The sequence below is a fragment of the Aporhodopirellula aestuarii genome, from assembly GCF_023701485.1.
In the GTDB taxonomy this organism is placed as follows: Bacteria; Planctomycetota; Planctomycetia; order Pirellulales; family Pirellulaceae; genus Rhodopirellula; species Rhodopirellula aestuarii.
This window is the reverse complement of the sequence record NZ_JAMQBK010000039.1, coordinates 37,715-59,867: the sequence shown is the minus strand read 5'-3', so window position 1 is coordinate 59,867 and position 22,153 is coordinate 37,715. Positions and strand designations below refer to the sequence as shown.

The following is a 22,153-nucleotide window of genomic DNA, read 5'->3' as shown; positions in this document are numbered from 1 at the left end:
TTCCAAGTTTCCATTTGATGTCGATGCCATGTCCCTTTCGATTATCCACTTCCCGCACCCCACACTTCGCCATCGGAGCCGGCCGATCGTCCGAGTTGACGCCCAGCTCCGAGAGATGGCAGCGGAAATGTTGGACCTGATGTACAAGAACGAAGGCGTCGGACTCGCTGCCAACCAGGTTGATTTACCGATCCGGATGTTCGTTGCCAACGCGAGTGGTGTGCGAGGCGAGGGCGAAGAATGGGTGGTGATCAACCCCGTAATCGACCGCCCCAAGGGCAGCGAAGCGGGGCAAGAAGGGTGCCTCAGCGTTCCCGGGTTATACGCGCAAGTCAAACGGCCCAAAACAGTTCGGCTGCAGGGTTATGACTTGCAAGGCAACGAGATCAACAAGGAACTTGATGGGTTTCTTTCTCGAGTCGTCCAACATGAAGTCGATCACCTCGACGGGGTGATGTTTTTCGATCGCATCAGCAGTGAAGCGATGCGTGATATCGAACACGGCTTGGCGGAGTTTGCAACCACGTTCGATTCGCTCCGCAGCACCGGCAGCATCCCGGACGACGCCGAACTCGCAAAACGCTTGGCCGATTGGGAAGCGAAATACACATGAGCTCCGCCTCCATCCGAATCATTTTGATGGGAACGGGCCCGTTTGCGGTGCCCTCGTTCGAAGCCATCCGCGCTGCCGGCCATAACATTCCGGTCGTGATCACGCGGCCGATGCCACCGGTCAAGAGTCGGGGTGGGCCGCCGCCTGCTCCCGTCCGCGATTGGGCCACTGAGCACGGGCTGCCGATCGAAGCTCCGGCGAGCATTAACGATCCGGAAACCGTCGAGCAGCTTGAATCACTCGGTGCCGATCTGATGGTTGTCTGCGACTACGGACAAATTTTGGGCAAACCGGCGCTTGCGGCAACGACGTGGGGCGGGATCAATCTGCACGGTTCTTTATTGCCCGCGTATCGTGGCGCTGCTCCGGTGCAACGTGCGGTTCTCAGTGGCGATACCGAGACGGGCGTGAGCGTGATCCATATGACTCCACGGCTCGATGGCGGTCCGATCGTTGCCACCCGCCGGACGCCGATTGAATCGACCGAAACGGCAGGCCAACTCGAAGAGAGACTGTCTCGCCTCGGCGTCGAAGCAACGATGGAAGCGATCGAGAGATTGCAACGAGAACTCGGATCGCATGTCAGTGGCGAGCCGCTGCCGGTCATCGGCTCGGTCCAAGATCCGTCAAAAGTTTCAAAGGCGCCGCGTCTGAGTAAAGCCGAAGCCGAAATTGACTGGTCCAAGTCAGCCCGGCACATCGATTGTCTCGTACGCGGCATGCAACCTTGGCCGGTCGCGTACACGTTTGCCGAAACGAAGCCGGGGAAGCCACCGATCCGTCTGGCGATCCAACGAGTGACGCCGGTGGCCGACGAAACCGTGACGGCGGACCAAATCGGCTGTTTGCTGCCAACGGAGACGAAAAACGAAATGGCGATCGGGTGCGGTGATGGCCGTGTGATCGTCGAGCGGTTGCAACCGGCGGGTAAGAATGAGATGGACGCGGCAGAATTCATCCGCGGACATCGTCTCGAAAATGGATTTCGTTTTGGGAAAGCTTGAATTTCGCTCACGCGATAACTAAATCCATTCCCGCAATCGATCCAGGAGTTCTTGGTCGTTAGGTGGATTGCTCAACAGCATCCATTCGGCGGCGGCTTTGGCACCCTCGAGATCACCGCTGCGTCCTCGGCAAACGATGCTTTCTACCTTTGCCTGATGATGCGAACGGTGCGACGTCGGGATGCCGCTGGCGAGTTCCTCCCACAAGATCGCCGCCTGTTTCCGATCGCGATTCCGCGACGAGTCGGCCAGCGCTGATGCGGCCGCGGCAAGCAAATCGCCTGGGTGGTCCGCTGTGGCCAATTGTTTCCTCAATTCTTGCATCCCTTGTTCGACCTGCTCGTTCCACATCAGCCAACTGATTCGTAAACGAGGAGTGACTTCGTCATCACGCGTCATCGTGAGCAGGTAGGCGGCGATCGGACGATGCAGAACCGGATTCTCCAAAACGTCTTGGTGCAATCGCCAAACCACAGTGTCTCGCAAATCCTTGGCAGCGGCATACCGTCCATCCGGTGCAGTCGTTTGGTGCGGTTCCCCCAGACGAAGCGCCGCTACCGACGCAAGAAACGGATCTGAAGTCTCTTTCGCGGCAACGGTAAGCCGTTGACCACCGGGTGTTCCGGCGGCCGCTGAATCGAGCAAGATCGTGCAGGCGTAGAGCGTTTGCATCGCGAGCGGATGAGAGGCCGACGTGGCGAACGCTTCACGCATTCGAGAAAGACGTTTCGCGAGCGAGTCGGCGGCGGTCTCCTGGCACTTGCGATCGTCCCAGTGACACGCCGTTGCGATTTGGTCGGGATTCACGATCGCCCGCTGCCAAAGATCACGGCAGCGGGTAGCGGTGGCATCGCTCCAGTGTTCAGCGGGCGGATGCGTCGCCAAAACGGCGGCGTGGATCCAGTCTTCTCGCGCGATCGCCGAATCGATTAACGCGTTTCGAGCCGCGACCGCGGCGGAGGAGACCGGCCATTTTTCGATCAGCTCGTGGAGGAGCTCGTCGGCGGTTGGGACGCCAGGTGGAGTCTCGGATGCGTCGGTTTCGCTGCGCAGCGACGCGGCCTGCAGCATTAACATCGAGGCGTATTCGTGTTGTTCATGTCGGATCGCGGTTTGGCGCAGCAGCTGTACCGCGGCGGGCCGTTTGTCGATGTCGTTCAAAATGGCGACCGAGCGGATGGCTGAGTCGATACTTCGATCGGGATCGGAATCTTCGATCGCGGCGCGGGCAAACGTGACTGCGGCGGGCAACGGTTGATCAACTCGCAAGTAATAGCGAGCGTCCGCTCGAAGCACGCGGGGGTCGACTGGCGATTGTTGTTTGCCGGTTTGAGATGCGGTGGGATTTCGAAATTCGCGATAGCGGGCGAGGAGCGTTTCGGCCGCGCGGCGAGTTGTCGCGCCGCTGCGTCGTTCGATTGCATCCAGCCACTGACCGACTTCCACGAGCGCCGTGTCACGCGGGGGCCGCATCAGCAAATATTGCAAACGAACCAAATCCATCGCCGTGTTGATGGGAGACTTTGCTGGTTCAGCGCCGTAGAACAGATCGAGCTTCTCGGCCGCCGCCTCCCAATTCTGCTTAGCAAGATCGACACGAATGACGAAGGCGAGTTCATCGGGCGTGTTGACAACAAGTTCCGGATTGGGAGCTTTCTCGTTAGCAGGCGTTTCGCTTGCGGATTCCGAATCGGCTGCGGCACGGGCCGAGAGGGCCATCGTACGAACGGCGGCTTCGGCATGGCCGGCACGCAATTGTGCTTCGGCTAGCAAACGCATCAACTCGAGACGGACAACGCCGTCGTTCGGGAAACTCGCAATCGCGTCTCGAATCATCTGGATCGATTGCTCCGCCATCGCCACGCCATCGGGTGACCTCTCGGCAAACATCTCGGTGACCAAAGAGATCAGCTCGACACGAGAAAGCCAAAGCACACTTTGTTGCCGTCTCAATTCCTCGCGACGCGGCAAGGTCTGGGGATCAAACTCAGCCCGTTCGATCTCAGCCAGCTCATCGCGGTTCGACCGTAGCCTATTTTCGAGTAGCTCGTCGATTCGTTTTCGGCGGCTGATCAGCCTCTGAATCTCGGCAGGACTCGCCCCTTGCGTGATCGCGGTAATGAGATCGCTACGTATCGCATCAAACTGGCTATCCGATGCGGCATCGTCGGAGAGCGAGATCGTTGCGTCGGCAGGAGATTGTCCAATGACATTGGCATCGAACGGCAAGACGAGCACAGCGATCAACGACATCACCGAGGCCACTCGGACCCATCGAACCGGTGCCGCGTCGACGGTCGTTGGCTCAGTCAACGCTATGGTTTTGGCCATGGTTGGTCTTCGCGTCCGAGTAAGCGGTTGACGTCACGAGAGACGACGAACAACCAATCACTGAGCCGATTGAGATAGATAATGACTTCGTCGCCGATCGGCGTTTCCGATTGCACCGAGTCGGCGAGGGTGATGACCCGTCGTTCGCTGCGGCGGCAGACCGCTCGCGCGAGGTGAACTTGCGAGGCAACCTCGCTACCTCCCGGAAGGATAAATTGCTTCAACGGTGGCAGCAGGTGTTCGGTCTCATCGATCCATTGTTCGAGTCGCTCGATATGAGGGGCGCCGATCACGCGCAGTTGATATTCATCGGGATGGGGAGATGCGAGTTCGGCACCGATCGAGAACAGTTCATGCTGGACTTGCCCGAGTCGCTCGTTGAGTTGGTTGAGCGAGGCGATCGTGTCTGGCTGATCTTTGATGTCGCTGGTTGCCGTTTCGAGCACGCTTCGTACGCAGCCCAAGACGGCGTTGAGTTCGTCGACGGTCCCGTAGGCTTCGATCCGCGTGTCATCTTTGGCGACTCGAGGACCACCAAACAACCCGGTCGTCCCACTGTCACCGGTTCGTGTATAAATCTTCATGCTGATGCTTGCCGCAAATGTGGCGGGTAAATATGAATCGAAAGGGTAATCGGGTGTCAAAGGGAAAGAAAACGAAAGACGATCTCGTCCGAGCAGCGGGCGTGCTGCTGATGACGGAAACGCCGGAACCACATTTTTTGCTGATGCGGCATCACGATCGCTGGGATCTTCCCAAAGGACATTGTGACGGCGAGGAAACCTACCTTGAAACGGCCAAACGCGAAATGCGAGAGGAAACCGGTATCTCCCCCAAAAACTGCCGATTCGCGGAAGATTTTCAGTTTGATATTCAATACGAGGTGAGTTATCGGAAACAGCCGGGGAAAATTTTCCAGAAGAATGTCAGGTACTTTTTGGCGTGGTTACCCGACATCGTTAAAATTGATGTTACCGAACACGAGTCTCACGAATGGTTCCCCTGGTCCCCCCGGCGGCCGATCCAGAGCCAGACGATTGACCCTCTTCTCGACGCTGTCGAAGAATATTTGAACGGCAAATCGTGAGCGGCCAACGGTTGCCGGCCACCCTGCGGCAACCCTCGATCCATGTCGCAACCATGCAGAGAGTATGATGATTCGTACCGAGCACGCGTGTTCGCACCCCAACACTTCGCGACCTTTGACCAACCCCATGCACCGTCTCTTCCACTCCGTTTTGCTTCCTCTTGCCGCGATGGCGGTTGCCGCTTCGTTCGACTCGGCTTCGGCAACGGCGCAGGAACAGCGGGCACGCCCTCCCGTTTTTGACGAAGGCACCACGTCGAGAATTTTTTTCCCCGACATTTCTGCGGCTATTCGTGGGGAGCGACCGACACTCGCGAGTTTACAAAAAACGGACGCCGCCGCGGCACTGGCGAAGACCAATGAATCCGGCAGCGACACAGAGGAGTCAGGTGATCAACGTTGGAACCAATTGATCTCACCGATTTCGCTCGAAGACGAAATCAAACGGGTGAAATTGAAGTTCGACGCATCGATAACCACACCAGGTGCATTTAACGGTGGGGGTTACCAGGAGGCGCGTTTGCACCTTTCAGTGCTCGCGTCGCTGTTCGCTGTGATCTCGGAATACTCAGGGGACGTGCGATGGAAGTCCGATGCCAAGACGGCCCGCGACATCACCGCCAAGACGGCACTGAATTGTGCCGCTGGATCGACTCCGGTATTCAACGAAGCCCAACTCCGAAAAGCCGATTTACAAGACCTGATGTCAGGTGCGGGATTATCGGCAGCAAAAGCCGGAGAAGATGAAAACGATTGGTCCATGATCGCCGATCGCTCACCGTTGATGGAATACGCCGAGTTGGTTCTCGACAAACTGAGTGGCGATTCCAACAGCGCCGAATCAGCCAAGGACAACGTGGACGCGGTCCGCCGCAATGCCGAACTGCTGGCCGTTCTCGGAGAGATTCTCGTCCAAGAAGGGATGGATGATTCCGAAGACGAAGATTACCAAATGCTCAGCCGCGCGATGACCGCGGCGGCACGATCGGTCGTGACGGCAATCGATCGGCAAGACTTCGACTCCGTGCGTGGCGCGGTCGGCGAAGTGACACAAAGCTGTGCGGCGTGTCACGAACAGTATCGTTAAGGAAGTCCTTCCAGATCTTGGCGTTCGCGAACTCTTGATTTCATGAGCGGCGTGGCGTTTTGTCGAGATCCGAGACTGAACGATCCAATTAGAACCTGCTGTCTCACTGCGGGATCACGTTCCCTCCGCACCGACGCAACGGGTTACTGAATCAACACGCCAGTGCGTGCCCAATACCATCTACTGTCGCACTGACCGGTTGGCTTTCATAGCGGAAGGGCGCGAACCGCCCGGTAAATTTCGAACATTTTACTCCCTGTAACCGGGCGGCTTGCGCCGCACCGCTACTACGGTACATAGCATTGATCGTGTGCCGCCCGGGATTTTAAAACCTTCCGCTCACACTTGGCGTTGGCCGAAACTCTTGACTCGTTACGCCACCGGAAAGTTTCGCTAGGCAACCGTGGTCGCCGGGATCCCGCGCATGGACTTGCGTTTGCAGCAGTGTTTGAACTTGTCGCCGCTGCCACATGGGCACGGTGCATTGCGTCCGATGCGACGACGCCGGCGAGGGGCACTGCCGAGGATGCGTTTGGGGTTTTGGTGATACATTTTTTGCATCATCGCATAGAGTTTGGGGTTCTTCTTTTCGAGCAGCGCGGGAGCCTCGAAGAAATACTCGCTCAAGACCGCAAAGTATTCCGCTTCGTTGGTGTAGGCATAGTCGTCGATGTGTTCGCCCCCGCCCACATCACGTCGCAGTTCCTCGCCAACCCAGCGGACCCATGGGTCGTAGGTGTCCGCGTCGATCGTGGGCGGCACGCCATCGACATCGCCATCCCGCTTATCGACCAGATGGGCGAACTCGTGAATACCGACGTTTCGTTTGTCGGACATGTTTGCAAAACCGCTGATCAACGACGGCTTGGACAAGATCATCACGCCACTGAGATGACTGACTCCGATCATCCCGAGAATGCGATCATCCCCGCCCCCATCAGATTGATAGTTGTCGTCAAACGATCCCGGGTACACCAAGACTTCGCCGAGCCCCGCATACTCGAAATCCTCAAAGCCCAAGATCGGAATCACGGCACTGGCGGCGACAAGCGTTCGCGTCGCTTCATCGACATCCGTCCGGATGCCTGTAATCGCCACTTCATCGAGAAACACCTTTACCAGATTGCGGAATCGATCTTGTTGCTCAGGTGGCAAACGCCGGAAATACTCGACTTGCGATTGTAAAGTGGCTTCCCAAACATCAGGAAAAGGTTGCCCGATCAACTCAAACCGTCGACGCGACTTCCGCCGCATCAAATAGTAAACACATCCCGCCAGAGGCAACAAAATAAGCCACCAGAACGAGACCAACGCGAGGCCGCCTCCGACGACGGCGATCACCAAGGCCACCGCGATGGACCATTTTTGGTTGCGGGCATTGGCAGCAGCATCGACTAGCATCATTCCCACTCACAACCTCAAACCGACACGCGTCGCCAACTCACCACGAGCTGACCTAACGCGTCCCTAAACCATTCTCACTCGGCTCACTTCACCACTCCGGCAGATCAATTCCCCCGACTCGGTGCGGACTCGCAGCTCCCCTTCATCGTTAATGCCTTCACAGCGGCCTTCGACTGCGCGACCATCGATTGAGCATCGGATCAACTCGCCGGTTAACACACAACGGCGACGGAACGAATCCAAAAGTTCCTGGCTGTCGGATTCGCACATTTCTATTTTTTGAATTAGCGTTGGAATGAGTTCTGAGAGCACCTCAGCCCGAGTAACCCAACGTCCGGTTGATTCTTGAATCGACGTGGCAGGCGAATCGTCGAGCGTCGGACTCGTACCCACGTTCACACCGATCCCGATCACCGCGATCGCTTTGTTAGAATTAGCGATGCCAGCAGTGGTATCAAACCGTTCGATCAGAGTCCCGGCAACCTTCACGCCGCTCATCCAAGTGTCGTTGGGCCACTTGAGACCACATCGCACAGGCGCGACGATGTGCTCAATCGATTCGGCGATTGCCACACCGACGGCAATCGATAGGAGCTCATGACATCCTTGGATCACCAACGAGAACGCGAGTCCGTCCGATTGGGCCTTCCATGTTCGCCCCAACCGCCCTCGTCCGGCCGTTTGTACGTCCGCAATGATCAAGCGTGGAAGTTGTTCGGTCGGGTTCGCACCTGATTCCGCGTTCTTTTCACGATGTGACTGCACCCATTGGCCGGCCACCGAATTGGTCGACCCCATCGAATGCTGGTGGTCTTTCGACGCGAGCAGTCCTGACGCGATCCATTGATCGGTTAATCGTCGGACCGAATCATCGAGCTGATTGCTGTCGGGTTGCATGATGGGGCTCGAGCCACGGGTGCCGGCGATGGACCAAACGGAAATGAGGGTCAAGATCGAAAAGCAGGATCGCATGGTTCACGTCTTGAGACGTGCCCATTTGAATCGGTCTGACAATGGCATCAAGCCCACGGGCACGATCGGTTCACCCGATTTCTGCCTTTATAGAAAACTTGCTCGATCGGTTTGCAGGTGACGGCGGATTGCGACCGTCAGGCAAGCCGCGTCCTATCAATCCCGCTTCCGCGCCTGTTACTGAGGCCGCGGGATATCGGTTGCGCGACGGGGATTTGTCTTCGGCAACGGCGCGGTGGGGTCCGGCAACGGCTCGCCAAAAATGACATACATTTCCTTCAATTGCCCCATCAAGGTTGCGTAGGCGTCCTCATGTCCGGGGCGCGGCGGTGCAAACTCCATCCCGTTGCGAGTCATCCAGGCGATCAGGGTAGCAGCATTTTCGCCATCGCTGAGCGGATCAAAATACTGCCCACGCGTCATCGCGTTGAGGGTTCCACGATCTCGAATCGCTTCGACCTCCCGGCTGACCTGAATCAAGTGTCGTTCGGCGGCGATCAGTTCAAGCACGCGCTCGGTTGCCATGTTTCGCCATGGCGGTGGAAAGTATCCATAGAACGCTTGGCTGACTTGCGCCAAGGCGTCATCAAAAGCGTTGATCGCGTCGATGGGGAGTTGCGGGTTCTGTTCGCTCAGTGCCATCAGGTGATCGCGGTTGGCTTCAACGTCGCTGATGACCTCTTGAAAAATCTGCTCGCGAAAGACTGGTGGCCACCAATCCAGTTGCAAAGGCACCGGATCGCTCAGTGAAAACTCGAGTTGCCCGCCATTGTTTCTAGGGCTTCTCACCCGCAGCGATTCAAACATCTCGGGACTGAGGTCCCATCGGGAATGACTCGGGTTGGACGCAAAATATTCTTCCAGCCCAACGCCATAACCGATCGGTGTGTTGGCAAAACCGAGCAGCAGCTCGTTCATGACGCGGTCAGGTTTTCCGGCGTAACGTGGGTTGGAATAGATTTGGCTGAGCACACGACGCTGATTGTCTCGGCGGATTCGCACGGTCTGATCGGCCTTCTGTTGGTAGGTATCCGCCACCGCCATTCTGCCTTCCAGATTTTTGATCCGTCGCTTAAAGAAGTCATCAACAAACTGTTTCCACGTATTGAGCTCCATCTCCGTCGCGATTGTGTTACGCACTCGGAAGCCATTGAAATCTCGGTGCCAAGTGCGTGACGAACGATACATTTCGGCAAGTGCAACGATTCGCGATGCTTTCATTGCGCGATCATTCAGATCGATTTCCGAATCCACCAACATCGTCTCGATCGCTTCGTTGGTAACCGGCGCTGCAAAGATATCACCCTCGACAGGGGCTCCTTCCGGGACAGCCGGCATGCCGGGCAACACGGGAGCAACGGGTTGGGCCTCGGCCACCCCCGACAACAGCACAAGCCATGTGAAGAGGAGCAGACAACCAAGCGAAGGAGTTGCCCGCCGCCAACGTCGGATTTCCCACGCCAAAACGTTATGGCTTAGTTTTCGCAGATACATGGTGAAATTCCTTAGGTGAAGAACTGTGTTTAGGGCGATTCGGATGCAACGGTTTCAACCGGGCTCCACGCCAATGAGGGATTTGCGAGTAAGTCAGCTAGGACATCGAGCGAAATCCAATCAAAAGTCATGTCCCGATCAGAAACGAGACGCCCAATTTTATCTTTTTGGGATTGGTCTAATTTCGCAGGTGTCGACAACATGCCGGCGAGCCGGCCTCGGTCATCCAAGATGACCCCGCCTGAAAAATCCAATGTCGTGCCGGCCTCATTCGGCATCCGACCGATGTAGAGCGGCGGCATATCGGTTGTGATTCGGGGCAACAAGAAAAGTGGCTGAACCTTCTTTACCCCCGTCTCCACAGGAACATCCGGTTGCAGATAGGGATCGTCTTGTTTGAAAAACGCACCGAGCAAGCGATGTGATGCCATCGGCCGCAGAGGCTTTTTCCGCGTCGCGACCCACTGCAGCGGTGACGCATCGTCAGTCGAAGCATTTGCACCTGATGCTTCCATATGCGCCGCCAGATGGCTGGGTAACTCATCGACCGCTCTGATGACGGCTGCGTCAAAAACACGAGCAAGCATTTGGGTGGCCAAGGCCGTGCGATAAACCTTATCTCGTTGCTCCATCACTTCCACTTTTTCGGGGCCTTCGATCTCGTCGATCACGGCAGCTCGAGACTGAAAGTCTTTCAACCAGTCGAGGCACTGACGCTCGATCCGTCGACTTTCCATCCATCGCGGATGCAACGCGGACTCGTCAACCTTCAACTCGACGGTGGACGCGAGGTGACGACAAACCGGTTCGATGGTGGCATCCATACGCTGCATGTTCTCGACCACGTTGCCTGTCGTCAGCAAGCGATGCGAGTCGACGGCTAAAGCCATTCCCAAGCCAAATCGATTTCCATCGGAAATTGCGATCACTTGATACATGCAATCTCGGATAGCCGATTCGAAATCACCGACCTTCACGGGAAGTTCGCGCGGGAGCGTGACGTCGGGGGCGACACCGGGGTTCTGACCATTGCTCGCGAGAACACCTGCCTGTTCAACGCGTTGCGTCGAAGCAGGATTGTTCTCGCCAATTGCGGACGCCGTTGCGGGATCGCGGTTCTTGGACGCCGGTTGCTCGGATCCGTTTTCGGTTGGTTCGGTGGCTGCCACCGAAGTGTCATTGATCTCAGCAGGCCCACTCCCCGCGACGCTCCACAAACCCAGCACCGCTATAAGCGCCGCTACCGAAACCACCGCAACGGCGACGCGCTGCGGCAAGGACTTCCAATAGCGAATGGCGGCATGAAAAATATTTTGTTTGCGAAGGACCGCAGTCGTATCGCCACCGGGGCGTGACTGTGGTGACGACGTCGGCGCGGCATCGTCACGGCTAAGCGATTGCGGGCCCTGATCGTTCGATCTGGGTTGTTCGGTAGTCCCTGGCACATTGCTGGCATGACTCGCAACGTTCCGCCGCAAGCTGCTCAACGTTTCGGCAACGCTTCCAAACCGAATGACGTCGTCATTGGAAACTCGAGCGGCTGAAGTCACCGGCTCGTGGTCGCCCAAGCTGATTCCATTGGTGCTACCGAGATCTCGTACGATCCAGACGCCATTGGGGTCACGGAACAGGACCGCATGATGCGATGAAACACTGGGGTCATCAATGACGATGTCATTGGAAGCCGCTCGGCCGATCTGCCACTTCTGCTCAGCGTGAGTCTCATCGGGCCACGGCATTAGGACGCTGTCGGCCAACATCACTTTGACGCCCGGCTGAACCTCGGTCCGGGTGACAATTCGCTTGTCACCAATGAATGTTCCGTTTCGACTAGCCAAATCTTCGATGAAGTAATGGCTTCCATGCAATGACAAACGACAATGTCGGCGCGAAACGACGCTATCGCGGACGAGTACGTCCACATCGCGATCGCAGCCGATTATCCATTGTCGATCAGTCATCGGGGCCTCACCGTGCTGAGTATCGTAATGACAACAAGTTTATCCCACTGATAGGAAGCAAGCAAACAGCTTAACGGGTGGCCCATGCCGCACACCCCCTGGGGTCAGTAGATCCGGGACGGGTGGCGATCTGCTGATGCGAATCGAAGGTATCTCGAAAAATGCGGACAATCCGGCAAAGTCGATCAAGACAGTGCCATCAATATGCCGATTTTCATGATGGTAGGACGCCCCGAACGCATGGTTCGGCAAATCCATTCAAACGAGAAAGGTCGTGAAACCGACACACGCTCGGCTTTCACCCTCCGTCGCATCCAATCGATCGACAATAACCCGCTTTCAACGAAGTGTGAAACATGGACGACACACGAATCTCTCAACAAGATCGGCGATCAAATCGCACGGACCGATCCGTCGCTTCTCGGCGGGCCGTCCGCCGACAACTTTTCGCCGTGATGGTCATCGGCAGCACCGTAAGCCTCACATCGGCCGGCTGTGCTGGACGTTCGATGTCGCTCGCTTCGATGAATCCGTTTAAGGCCAAGTCGAGTGAAACGAGCATCACGGAAACCCCTGGCAAGTTGGTTTCAACGACCAGCAAGGTCGCCTCAGACACGGTGAGTGCGTCGAAGAGCATGGCCTCCAAGACAACTGGCACGATCGCCAGTTGGTTCGGCCGCGGCGATGACGACACCTCTGACCAGGACGACCCGTTGTCCCTCGATACTCAGCCCGAGAAGCTTGAGCCAGACGTGTTCGTAGCCAACGGTCAACTCTGGGAATCGACCGGCAACCTCACCAAGGCGATGGAAAGCTATGCCAAGGCGCTCGAAACGGATCCGAATAACGGTCCCGCGTTGACTAGCATCGCTCGACTGCACTTCCGCGAATCGAACTACCCACAATCGGCAGAGTACTTCCAAAAAGCGATCGCGCAAACTCCAAACGATGCTGCTCTTTATAACGACCTTGGCCTCACGCTGAGCAAACTGGGGCAACACGAGATTGCAGCCAAAACGCTTCAACGGGCATTGGAACTCGCACCGGGAACGTCTCGCTATGCCAACAACTTGGCCAGCGTGCATTTTGAATCGGGCAAGACCGACGAAGCCCTCAAGGTTCTCACGGCGAACAACAAGCCCGCCGTGGCTCACTTCAACATGGCGTTCCTGCACTACAAGAAGGGACAAACCGCTCAAGCTCAAGCTCAACTCAAACAATCGCTCGCTCACGAACAGGAAGCCTCTTCGGATCCGGCTACCAAACGTGCAATCGATCGGTCGCGTGAGATGCTCGCCCAACTCAACCCGGGCGGAGCCTTACCGGCGAGACGCCAAGCGATGCCTGAAGGCACGCCTGCCGAGATTGGACCTGCAGCAGGGCCTTCGGCGATCATCGCGGCAGCCCCCGCGCACCGTGCAAATCAATCACCACAAATACTCGGGCAGGTATCGCCGCAAGGCGTGGCTCCTGAGAGCATGACCCCGGTGAGCTACCAAGACCCACGCAGTTACATGTCACCACAGGTACCTGCTGGAGCGACCCCAGGGGCAACGACGACGCCAACGTCCTCGCCCCAAGCGTCGACAGGTCAATCTCCGCCAGCGGCAACAACACCTGCACCCGCGGCGACCAACCCGCAAGATCCACCGTCACAGAGCGGTTTCATGCTGCCAGGCGGATTCACGCTGCCGAACATGCAGTAGCAACCTAACCGGTTCGGCCAGCCGAACAGGGATCACCGAAAACGCGAACAACCGATCGATAGTGCAATCTATCGATCGGTTGTTTGCGTTAGCTGCTAGCTTTTAGCTGTTAGCTATTAGGAAGGTGGTCCACCGTCTGGCGACGGTGGCTACAGTTCATTCGTAGTTTCCGGTCATCGCGTTGCGTTCCCAATCCACGGACTCACGTCCGTCGCTGTCGCATGACGTCACTTCGTGACTATCCATTCTTGCTAAAAGCTAGAAGCTCGTAGCTCGTAGCTAGAACGAAAAAAGGCCCGATCGGAATCCGATCGGGCCTTTCGCTAATTTGCTAACCAGAGTGACAACTTAGACTTAGTTGTCGTCCCCACCGGTTGGGAACAAGGGTCCTGCGCTGCCGAGGCCACCCTTGAGGTTGCCTTCGTCGAGCGTTGCGGGAACGCCGGATTCGGCTGCTTCGGCAGCTGCGGCCGACTTCTCTTGTTCTTCGCTCCAGTCGACGCGTTTGAGCGACAGGCCGATCTTGCGTTCGTCGGTGTCGACGCGAAGCACTTTGACTTCGATTTGGTCACCAACTTTGACGACTTCTTCTGGGTCGTCGACCTTGTGATCAGCCAATTCGCTGACGTGAAGGAGACCTTCGAGGCCATCTTCGAGTCCGATGAAGACACCGAAGTTGGTGATCTTGGTGACTTCGCCTTTGACCAGTTGGCCAGGCTGATACTTGTCTGGAATGTCGCCATCCCACGGGTCGTTGTCGAGTTGCTTGAGTCCCAGGGCGATACGACGACGTTGCTCGTCAACGCTGAGGATACGGCACTCGAGCTCTTGGCCTTTCTCGAGAACTTCGCTCGGGTGAGCGATCTTGCGGGTCCAGGACATGTCGCTGACGTGCAGCAATCCGTCGATACCTTCTTCGAGTTCGATAAACGCACCGTAGTTGGTCAGGTTACGCACCTTGCCGGTGACGTCCTTGCCTTCTGGGTACTTCTCGAGGACTTCGTCCCATGGGTTCTTGAGCGTTTGCTTCATACCCAGCGAGAGTTGTTGACCTTCGGGATCGACACCGAGGATCATGACTTCGATCTTGTCGCCAATGTTGACCAGTTCGCTCGGGTGATTGACGCGTTTGGTCCAGCTCATTTCGCTGATGTGAACCAGACCTTCGATGCCCGGTTCGAGTTTGACGAATGCACCGTAGCTCATCACGTTGACGACTTCGCCAGGGTGCCGTGATTCGACAGGGTACTTCGACTCGATGTTTTCCCACGGGTTGCGGTCCTTCTGCTTCAGACCGAGAGCAATCTTTTGCTTTTCGCGGTCGATGTGCAGAACCTTGACTTCGATTTCTTGATCGATCGAAACCATTTCGGTCGGGTGACCGATGCGTTCCCATGCCATGTCGGTGATGTGCAGCAAACCGTCGATTCCGCCGAGGTCGACGAAGGCACCGAAGTCGGCGATGTTTTTGACGATACCGGTGCGGATCTGACCGATCTCGAGTTCCTGCATCAGGTACGTGCGATCTTCTTCACGTTGCCGTTCGATCAGGCTACGACGGCTGATAACGATGTTGCGGCGGGTATCGTCGATCTTGAGCACTTCGGCTTGGACAACGCGACCGATGAAGTCGCCGATGTCGCCGGGACGACGGATATCAACTTGGCTGCCCGGCAGGAAGACGTTGACACCGATGTCGACGAGCAAACCACCTTTGATTTTGCGAATAACGGTACCGGTGACCACTTGGCCCTCGGCAACCGTTTCCATCATTTCTTCCCACTCGATGATCTTCTCGGCTTTTCGCTTGCTCAGCGAAATCATGCCGTAAGGATCGTCTGCGGCACCGAGTTCATCCTCCATCTCTTCGATGAGGACTTTGACTGTGTCGCCGACTTTGGGGGCGTCTTCGTCGGGGCCCCATTCATCGAGTCCGACGGTGCCTTCGCTCTTAAAGCCGACGTCGACGAGTGCCCACTCGTCATTGATTTCGACAATCCGGCCTTCGACGATGTTTCCGGAGTTGTAGTCTTGCTGCTCCGCAGCAAAATTCTCGATCATCCATTCTTCGACTTCATCCTCCGGAGCCATGAGGGCCAAATCTGCGAGGATGTCGTCGTCTTCGAGTGAGCGGATGAGGTTGCGGTTGACCATGAATCATTACCAGGGATGAACGAAAACAAGCGAGTACCGGCCACAGGGCTCGCGGGGTTCATCCCGAGGGGGTTAAAGGAGATTGTTGAAATGGGCCGGATTGACGGCACGTGGCGCCTAGTTGCGTAGGCTACCAAACAAGCAAAACCGTCACAACGGCGTTGTGGTGGAAAGTCGGGGGAGATTCTCAGCTTCGCTATGGACATCCCCCTCGCGGCTTTCTTAAAAGCGAAAGGCCAAATACCAACGGGTTCGGTCTGGCGGTGACGTTTCGACGTCCAATGCCGTCACGCCACACCCGCCACCCACTTCAAATCGCCCTGTTTTTTGGAACACAAGACCATGAACTTCAACTTTTTTGACTGGCTCCGCGATGGCGTTCGCCAATCCGTGCTGCTCGGCGTTAGCGACGCGGTCGAACAAATCGGGACCCCCGACAACGCCGCTGAACTGAACCCCGAAGTCGCCGCATTGTTAGGCGACCCTGCGGGCAAATCGAGCGGCGCGGCCTCACGCAAGCGTGTCACTCGCAAGGGAACCAGCCAAAAGCGTCTCGGCAAATCGCTCCAAGAGCTCAATCCGCCTGCCTAGACCGCTTTTCGCTCGACGAAACGCACGGCGTTTGAAACGGCTTGTCCGCTCAAATCAAACGCCAATGTGACCCGCAACACCGCCCCTTCCAAAGGTGGTGCACGAGGTCCGGCAAACCACGAGGTCCGGCAAACCACGGCTCTGGGACACAAGCCCCTGAAACAATGCCCCCGAAACACGTCCGATGCGAAAGCCGGGTGTTTCGAGCCCCGTTGGATCGTGGCCACCGGGCAGTAGTGACCTGCCACCAATCTCTCGGCGGTCTGTCCAAACAAGCAGAATCCTTAGGTGGCTTCGTCTGGCAGAACCCAAACAGTTCTATTCTATGGAGTGGCCGGTAACGGAGTAGCCGGCAACCATCCGTTCCGCGCCGACCGGCCGGCCGGGTATCTCATAGTGGCCGTCGTCGAATCGATCCCTGGTGACTCAACGCCTTCGGCGAGAAGATGCTCATGCGTCTACCTGGAAGACAGTGGGTGAGTGAGCCGCCGAAACCCTCAATTTTATAAGCCAGATGCGCAACCCCTCCTGCACATCGCCTGTTCTCGTTGCCGCATTCATGTCCGCGAACACCTCGCTGACGAGACGCTCAGCAGTTGCATTTTGAGCAGCCAGATAACATCAGCACCGCGAGTGTAGGCGTCCGTTATCATTTTGATTAACCTAGCGGCCAAGACTTCCCAAACGCTAACAATGAAGACGCCTCTAAGCACGGCACAGACAAACGCGGACCAGTCGCAAAACCACAAGAAAAGGCCCCCTCACATAAGGGAGCAGACAATTTTTCAAGTGGAAATTTGCGCCCGCGTAACAACCCGCAGTGGTGCCCACAGGCCGATACACTTACCCTAATGGAATTCTACGCCCCCAAAGTATGCAAGGGCGAGTACGATTAGGTTAAAACGGTGTCGCCCTGCGGGATCGATTTGCGACGTGCTCAATGCGTGCGAACGTTCTTGGACGATGAGCGTTCGGTGAATGTCTAGCGTAGAAACGTTGGCTGCCACCTCGGTCGTTCACCGAATAGTGGGACAGTCGCCAAAACCACGGGAATGACCCCGGTGGCAATCTTCGTCGATCGCGAAGGGTAGAAATGAAAATAAGACTCCGAGTTGAAACAGGCAGCCTAAAAGGTAAGGAAATCGAAATAGGCCAAGAGAAGTTCGTCATTGGTCGAAGCGACTCCTGCCAACTCCGTCCTAAAAGCGAATCGGTTAGCCGTAAACATTGCATCATCGCTGTCCAAAACGGCCGAGTGCTTGTCCAAGACCTCAAGAGCCGCAACGGAACGTTTGTTAACGACAAGCGTCTACCGCCTGACAAAGCGAAGGTGCTCAAGGACGGCGACATCCTCCGCATCGGCAAGCTCACGTTTGCATTGGTGATCGAACACGGCCTACACGCGGCCAAGAAACCTGAAGTCAAGAGCGTCGCCGAAGCTGCCGCTCGGACACATTCCGAGGGCACATCGGACAGTCGGTTTGAAGAAGTCGACGTCAGCTCGTGGCTCGATGAGGCCGACGCAATCGACCGGGTTCGCAAGATGAACGACCCCGAGACCCGTCAGCTCACGCTTAATGAAATGCAAGCGAACACGGGTGCCGACAGCGACGACCTGTCGGTTAGCGAAGCGATCATGCCGTCCAAAGAGGGTGCGGAAAATGATATCAACGCGACCCAAGATACGGGGATCGAGGACGAATCAGAGAAGTCCAAGAAATTCGTACCGCCAAAGAAACAGAAACCCGGCAAGCTGCCTGAGGGACTCAAGAAGGTCATGCAGGAAACTTCTCGGGACGCCGCCGATGACGCGTTAAAGCGTTTCTTTAGCGGACGCTGAAATCATTTCGATTCCCTCAACGGCTATTCAACTGATGAGCCCGCCTCCCGAATCTTTCGCGGTTCTATCCAACGCCGCATTGGTCGATCGATGTCGACAACAAGACGAAGCGGCGTTCACAGAGATCTTCGAACGACATCGGCAAATGGTCTATCGCGTTTGTTTGCGATATCTCGGCCATCACCACGACGCCGAAGACATCACCCAGGAAACGTTTCGCCGTGCCGCGCTCGCGCTGCCGCGTGTTGAATCACATCGCCCGCTCGAACCGTGGCTGGTAACCATTGCGGCCAATCGTTGCCGCACGTTTCTATCCCGCCGAAGGATAGATCATTCCGTCGACCGCATTGATGAAGCCGTCGCGGATACCAAGTCGCAACCGGATGTTGCCCAGCGTGCCTCACTCGACGAACAACTCACCCACGCACTGCGTCGCCTGCCCGATCAACAGCGTCAAGCGTTCGAACTCGTCCACGGCAAAGAACTTTCGTACCCGGAAGCCGCATCCGTAATGGGACGCTCCACGGGCACGGTCAAGACGTGGGTCCGTCGCGCCAAGCTTGCGATGCAAAACACGCTCGGTGGAAACGAGCCCGAACTGCCATCAACGACCGTGCGTCGCGGCGCGTCCACTCGCAAAGCCGCGGCGACCTGGGTCGCCTCGCTGTTCGTTCTCGCGGGATTTTGGATCGGCACTCGCGGCCCGGTGGGAGAGGGCCCAGTTGGAGAAGGCCTGTCGGGATCGAACCAAACGGCCTCCGTCCCCGGGGGCACATTCGCACCGTCGAACGAAACCGTCTTGGGCGGCCTGGCAAGCGACGCAACATCACCATTGACTGCACCGGAGAATCCGAGCATCCATGTCGATTGGCAACTGGTATCGCTCGACTCGTTCTCCCGTGCCGACTTCACCGTCGATGACATTCACGCCCTGCCAGTCGCCGATTGGGTGCAAGAAACCAAACCGACAATCAACCATTTGCGAATGGGAATTGAGCCGCTTGGGAAAACGCTCCAACGGGTCGCTTACCTGTTTCAGTGTGACCTTGCCGCGACCGAAACGTCCTCAATGCCACGGAACTCGTTGTCGCCTGACAACTCCGACGAGAACGTCAACGCGAACGGCAACGGACTGCCGGATGCATTTCACGATGAAGCCGTGTTGGTCCAGCGAACACTGACGTCGGTTTCATGATGTCCACCTCTGATCGCTTCTCAAAACGCGGCCCGGTCAGTCGCGTCGAATGTGGCGTGGTATCCCGGCACAACACGGCGCTGAAATCGGCAAGTGCATTCATTTCGGTGGGCGTGTCCGGCGTCACGCGTGCCCCCTGGACCATGCTCCTGGCATGTTTCGTCGTTGCGTTGGCTTCGGCCAACGCGGTTCAGGCCGAGCAATTGATCACGCTTCGAAACGGGATCACGCTTCGCGGCGTCTACATCGAGATTGCAACTCTCGATCAAAACTCGTTTTCGCTCGGAGCAGACGGCGGAATCCAATCACGCCCGATTTGGATGGTCGATGACGGCCTGCGACGCACTTACATTCACCGTCGAGGGATGGTCAACAACGCACCGGTCGACGTACCGGACTTGGGACTGCGTATCGAGTTCCCCCAACCGGTCGCCGATGGAGGCGATGAGGTTGGTTCAATCGGTAGGATCCTCGGAGTCTCACCACTCAACGCATATGGACGACGCGAACTTACCGTTCGTGGTGTCGATGGTTCTCCGACCATCTTGCATCAAGGGCTGACCGAACTGACAGCTCGCTATGCAAAACTCGAGACGCTCAAGGCAGAGAAATCGATCCGGTTAGACATGCGGGTCGCCACCGAATCGATCGACACTCCGTCGCTACTACGGATATTCCAGAAGCGTTTGGATCCGAACAATCCGGACGAACGACTCGAGACGGTGCGGTTCTTCATGGAAGCGGAACGGTACGGAGACGCCAGGAAAGAGCTGCAATCCATTCTCAACCAATTTCCCGAGCAGGAAGAACTTCGCCCGCAACTCACCGCGCTCGTCGAACGCCAAGCGATGCAGTTGATCGAGCAGGCCCAATTGCGCCGCGAGTCGGGGCAACCTCGGTTGGCCGAAGCGATCCTCAAGCAATTCCCACTCGGCCGAGTCGGCCGGGTCACGCGATTGCGGGTGCAGGACGAACTGACCGCCATCGCTAAGATCCGAACACAACGCGATGAAACCGTCGCACTGCTTCGCAAACTCCTGGCCGATTTACCGGCCGCAGACCAAGCGGCGCTGAAACCGATCGCCGATGAAATCGATGACAAGCTGTCTGCAAACACGCTCAACCGACTGAGCGATTTCATCCGGTTAGGAACCAACGAGGCCACCGCTGCCCGTCAGCGTGTGGCGCTGGCGATTGCCGGATGGATTCTCGGCAGCGGGTCAGGCGAACAGAACCTGACACTGACGATCTCCCTGATCGAAGTCCGTGATCTCGTCCAACAATTTCTTGCTCATCCGAATCCCGGCGCACGTGCGGCGATTTTGGCAAAATTAAAAACGCTCGAAGCAACCCGTGCGGAACTGATCGCCAAACTACTGCCGCTACTGCCGCCACCAATGGCGAGCGATCAAGCCATCGCGATTCACCGTGGCAGCGAGGACGCGATGGAGTCCAGTGATGCCGCATTCCATGTGCCGATCGACGCGGTTCCTGACCCCCATGTCCAAGGCATGTATCACGTCGGCCTGAACCAGGACGACTACAACTCACTGACGGTAACGAAACCGTTTGATATTCCGGAACCTTCTTACGTCGTGCAGCTGCCACCGGAGTACGATCCGCTGAGGCCTTACCCTTGTGTTGTGGCGTTGCACGCCGCGGGTGCGGCTGCTGAAACGCAGTTAAACTGGTGGGCGGGCGTTGCGTCCAAACAGTTCTTGGCTCCCGACGAATCAGCTGCCGTTGAAGCCGCTGACACAGAAACGACGCAGCCTCCAATGCCGGATCACGTGCGTCTGGGTCGGGCAGCGCAAAACGGCTTCATCGTCGTCGCGCCGCGGTGGACACGCGGCGGGCAACAAAGCTACGAGTACACGATGCGGGAGCACGACGCGGTGTTACGAAGCCTCCGCAGTGCGATGCGAAGATTCTCAATTGATGCCGATCGGGTGTTCATCGGCGGTCACGGTGCCGGCGGCGCCGCGGCGTGGGACATCGCGCTATCCCATCCTGACATCTGGGCCGGAATGATCTCGATCAGCGCCGAGCCGCGCAAGACCTTGCTGCATTACGACGTCAACGCCGTCTACATGCCCACCTACATCGTGATGGGAGAGAAAGACGGCCGACCGCTTAAGCGTAACGGAGCCGTCTACGATGACTACATGTCGTACCAACACGATGCGATGGTCGTGCTGTATCGCGGACGCGGCAAAGAGTTCTTTTACGAAGAGAGTGGACGCATTTTTGATTGGATGAAAACATCCGAGCACCGTCGACCGAGACTACCTGAATCGATCGAAGTGGCTTCGATGCGGGCCGGTGATCGCTTCTTTTGGTGGTTGGAATGGGACGAATCGTTACCCGATACGGTGATGGATCCGATCTTGTGGGACGCCGTCTCATCGCCCAAACACGCCAAGGTTTCGGCCAGCGTCGGCGCCAACAATGAAATCCGAATCTCGCAGGCCCCGAGTACCGCGTTCACGGTTTGGTTGTCACCGGACATGCCGCTCGATTTCGGCGACCAGATCACCGTTCGCTATCGAAATCGTCGCAGCAACTTCCAGTTCTCTGGCGAGATCGACATGCTACTCGAGGACACCCGCACGCGAGCCGACCGGGTTCGTCCGTTCTGGGGTAAGGTCTCGATCCCATAACCGCTGGTCGTTGGCGAAACGAGCATCCTATCGGCGTCTCAGAATTCCACACTT

The 22,153-nt window shown here is 57.1% G+C and carries 16 protein-coding genes; 9 read left to right on the top strand and 7 right to left on the bottom strand.

Annotated features, from left to right (window positions below):
• Positions 1 to 28: 28 nt before the first annotated feature.
• Both def and fmt read left to right on the top strand, forming a co-directional pair.
• The gene (def, locus tag NB063_RS14650; RefSeq protein ID WP_250929733.1) at positions 29 to 613 is read left to right on the top strand and encodes a peptide deformylase; all 585 of its coding nucleotides are present in this window, start codon (positions 29 to 31) and stop codon (positions 611 to 613) included.
• Positions 610 to 1,617, top strand: a complete 1,008-nt coding sequence (gene fmt, locus NB063_RS14645; protein ID WP_250929483.1) for a methionyl-tRNA formyltransferase — start codon at positions 610 to 612, stop codon at positions 1,615 to 1,617. Before def ends, fmt begins: the two co-directional genes overlap by 4 nt.
• A gap of 18 nt (positions 1,618 to 1,635) precedes the next feature.
• Here the strand turns inward: fmt and NB063_RS14640 are convergent, their stop codons facing one another.
• Both NB063_RS14640 and NB063_RS14635 read right to left on the bottom strand, forming a co-directional pair.
• Entirely contained in the window at positions 1,636 to 3,948 is a 2,313-nt protein-coding gene (locus tag NB063_RS14640) for a hypothetical protein (RefSeq protein ID WP_250929482.1), read from the bottom strand.
• Positions 3,933 to 4,532: a cob(I)yrinic acid a,c-diamide adenosyltransferase gene (locus NB063_RS14635; protein ID WP_250929481.1), complete on the bottom strand. Its 600-nt coding sequence runs from the start codon at positions 4,530 to 4,532 to the stop codon at positions 3,933 to 3,935. Before NB063_RS14635 ends, NB063_RS14640 begins: the two co-directional genes overlap by 16 nt.
• Positions 4,533 to 4,585: 53 nt before the next feature.
• Between NB063_RS14635 and NB063_RS14630 the strand changes: the two genes are divergently transcribed.
• Together NB063_RS14630 and NB063_RS14625 are read left to right on the top strand one after the other, a co-directional pair.
• On the top strand, positions 4,586 to 5,035 hold the full coding sequence (locus NB063_RS14630; protein ID WP_250929480.1) for an NUDIX domain-containing protein: 450 nt from the start codon (positions 4,586 to 4,588) through the stop codon (positions 5,033 to 5,035).
• Between the two features lie 127 nt (positions 5,036 to 5,162).
• Positions 5,163 to 6,122 carry a cytochrome c gene (locus tag NB063_RS14625; protein WP_250929479.1) on the top strand — a complete coding sequence of 320 codons (960 nt, stop codon included), beginning with the start codon at positions 5,163 to 5,165 and terminating at the stop codon, positions 6,120 to 6,122.
• A gap of 393 nt (positions 6,123 to 6,515) precedes the next feature.
• Here NB063_RS14625 and NB063_RS14620 read toward each other — a convergent pair whose 3' ends face one another.
• From NB063_RS14620 to NB063_RS14605, 4 genes are all read right to left on the bottom strand, one after another.
• A complete protein-coding gene (locus NB063_RS14620; protein ID WP_250929478.1) occupies positions 6,516 to 7,526 on the bottom strand; it encodes a zinc-dependent peptidase in 1,011 nt (336 codons plus the stop codon).
• A 63-nt stretch (positions 7,527 to 7,589) separates the two neighbouring features.
• Positions 7,590 to 8,498 (bottom strand): biotin--[acetyl-CoA-carboxylase] ligase, encoded by a 909-nt coding sequence (locus NB063_RS14615; RefSeq protein ID WP_250929477.1) that lies wholly within the window; start codon positions 8,496 to 8,498, stop codon positions 7,590 to 7,592.
• A gap of 177 nt (positions 8,499 to 8,675) precedes the next feature.
• Complete coding sequence (locus NB063_RS14610; RefSeq protein WP_250929476.1) at positions 8,676 to 9,992, bottom strand: hypothetical protein; 1,317 nt, start codon at positions 9,990 to 9,992, stop codon at positions 8,676 to 8,678.
• A 29-nt stretch (positions 9,993 to 10,021) separates the two neighbouring features.
• Positions 10,022 to 11,953: an FHA domain-containing protein gene (locus tag NB063_RS14605; RefSeq protein ID WP_250929475.1), complete on the bottom strand. Its 1,932-nt coding sequence runs from the start codon at positions 11,951 to 11,953 to the stop codon at positions 10,022 to 10,024.
• A 356-nt stretch (positions 11,954 to 12,309) separates the two neighbouring features.
• Here NB063_RS14605 and NB063_RS14600 point away from each other — a divergent pair, with 356 nt between their 5' ends.
• The gene (locus NB063_RS14600; protein WP_250929474.1) at positions 12,310 to 13,659 is read left to right on the top strand and encodes a tetratricopeptide repeat protein; all 1,350 of its coding nucleotides are present in this window, start codon (positions 12,310 to 12,312) and stop codon (positions 13,657 to 13,659) included.
• Positions 13,660 to 14,013: 354 nt separating this feature from the next.
• Here the strand turns inward: NB063_RS14600 and NB063_RS14595 are convergent, their stop codons facing one another.
• Positions 14,014 to 15,813 carry a 30S ribosomal protein S1 gene (locus NB063_RS14595; RefSeq protein WP_250929473.1) on the bottom strand — a complete coding sequence of 600 codons (1,800 nt, stop codon included), beginning with the start codon at positions 15,811 to 15,813 and terminating at the stop codon, positions 14,014 to 14,016.
• A 342-nt stretch (positions 15,814 to 16,155) separates the two neighbouring features.
• On the opposite strand from NB063_RS14595, the gene NB063_RS14590 reads away from it, so the two are divergent.
• The 4 genes from NB063_RS14590 (at position 16,156) to NB063_RS14575 (ending at position 22,099) form a co-directional block, all read left to right on the top strand.
• Positions 16,156 to 16,404: a hypothetical protein gene (locus NB063_RS14590; RefSeq protein WP_250929472.1), complete on the top strand. Its 249-nt coding sequence runs from the start codon at positions 16,156 to 16,158 to the stop codon at positions 16,402 to 16,404.
• A gap of 1,093 nt (positions 16,405 to 17,497) precedes the next feature.
• Entirely contained in the window at positions 17,498 to 18,244 is a 747-nt protein-coding gene (locus NB063_RS14585; RefSeq protein ID WP_250929471.1) for an FHA domain-containing protein, read from the top strand.
• A gap of 34 nt (positions 18,245 to 18,278) precedes the next feature.
• On the top strand, positions 18,279 to 19,439 hold the full coding sequence (locus NB063_RS14580) for an RNA polymerase sigma factor (RefSeq protein WP_250929470.1): 1,161 nt from the start codon (positions 18,279 to 18,281) through the stop codon (positions 19,437 to 19,439).
• Positions 19,436 to 22,099 carry an alpha/beta hydrolase gene (locus tag NB063_RS14575; protein WP_250929469.1) on the top strand — a complete coding sequence of 888 codons (2,664 nt, stop codon included), beginning with the start codon at positions 19,436 to 19,438 and terminating at the stop codon, positions 22,097 to 22,099. Before NB063_RS14580 ends, NB063_RS14575 begins: the two co-directional genes overlap by 4 nt.
• Positions 22,100 to 22,153 lie beyond the last annotated feature (54 nt).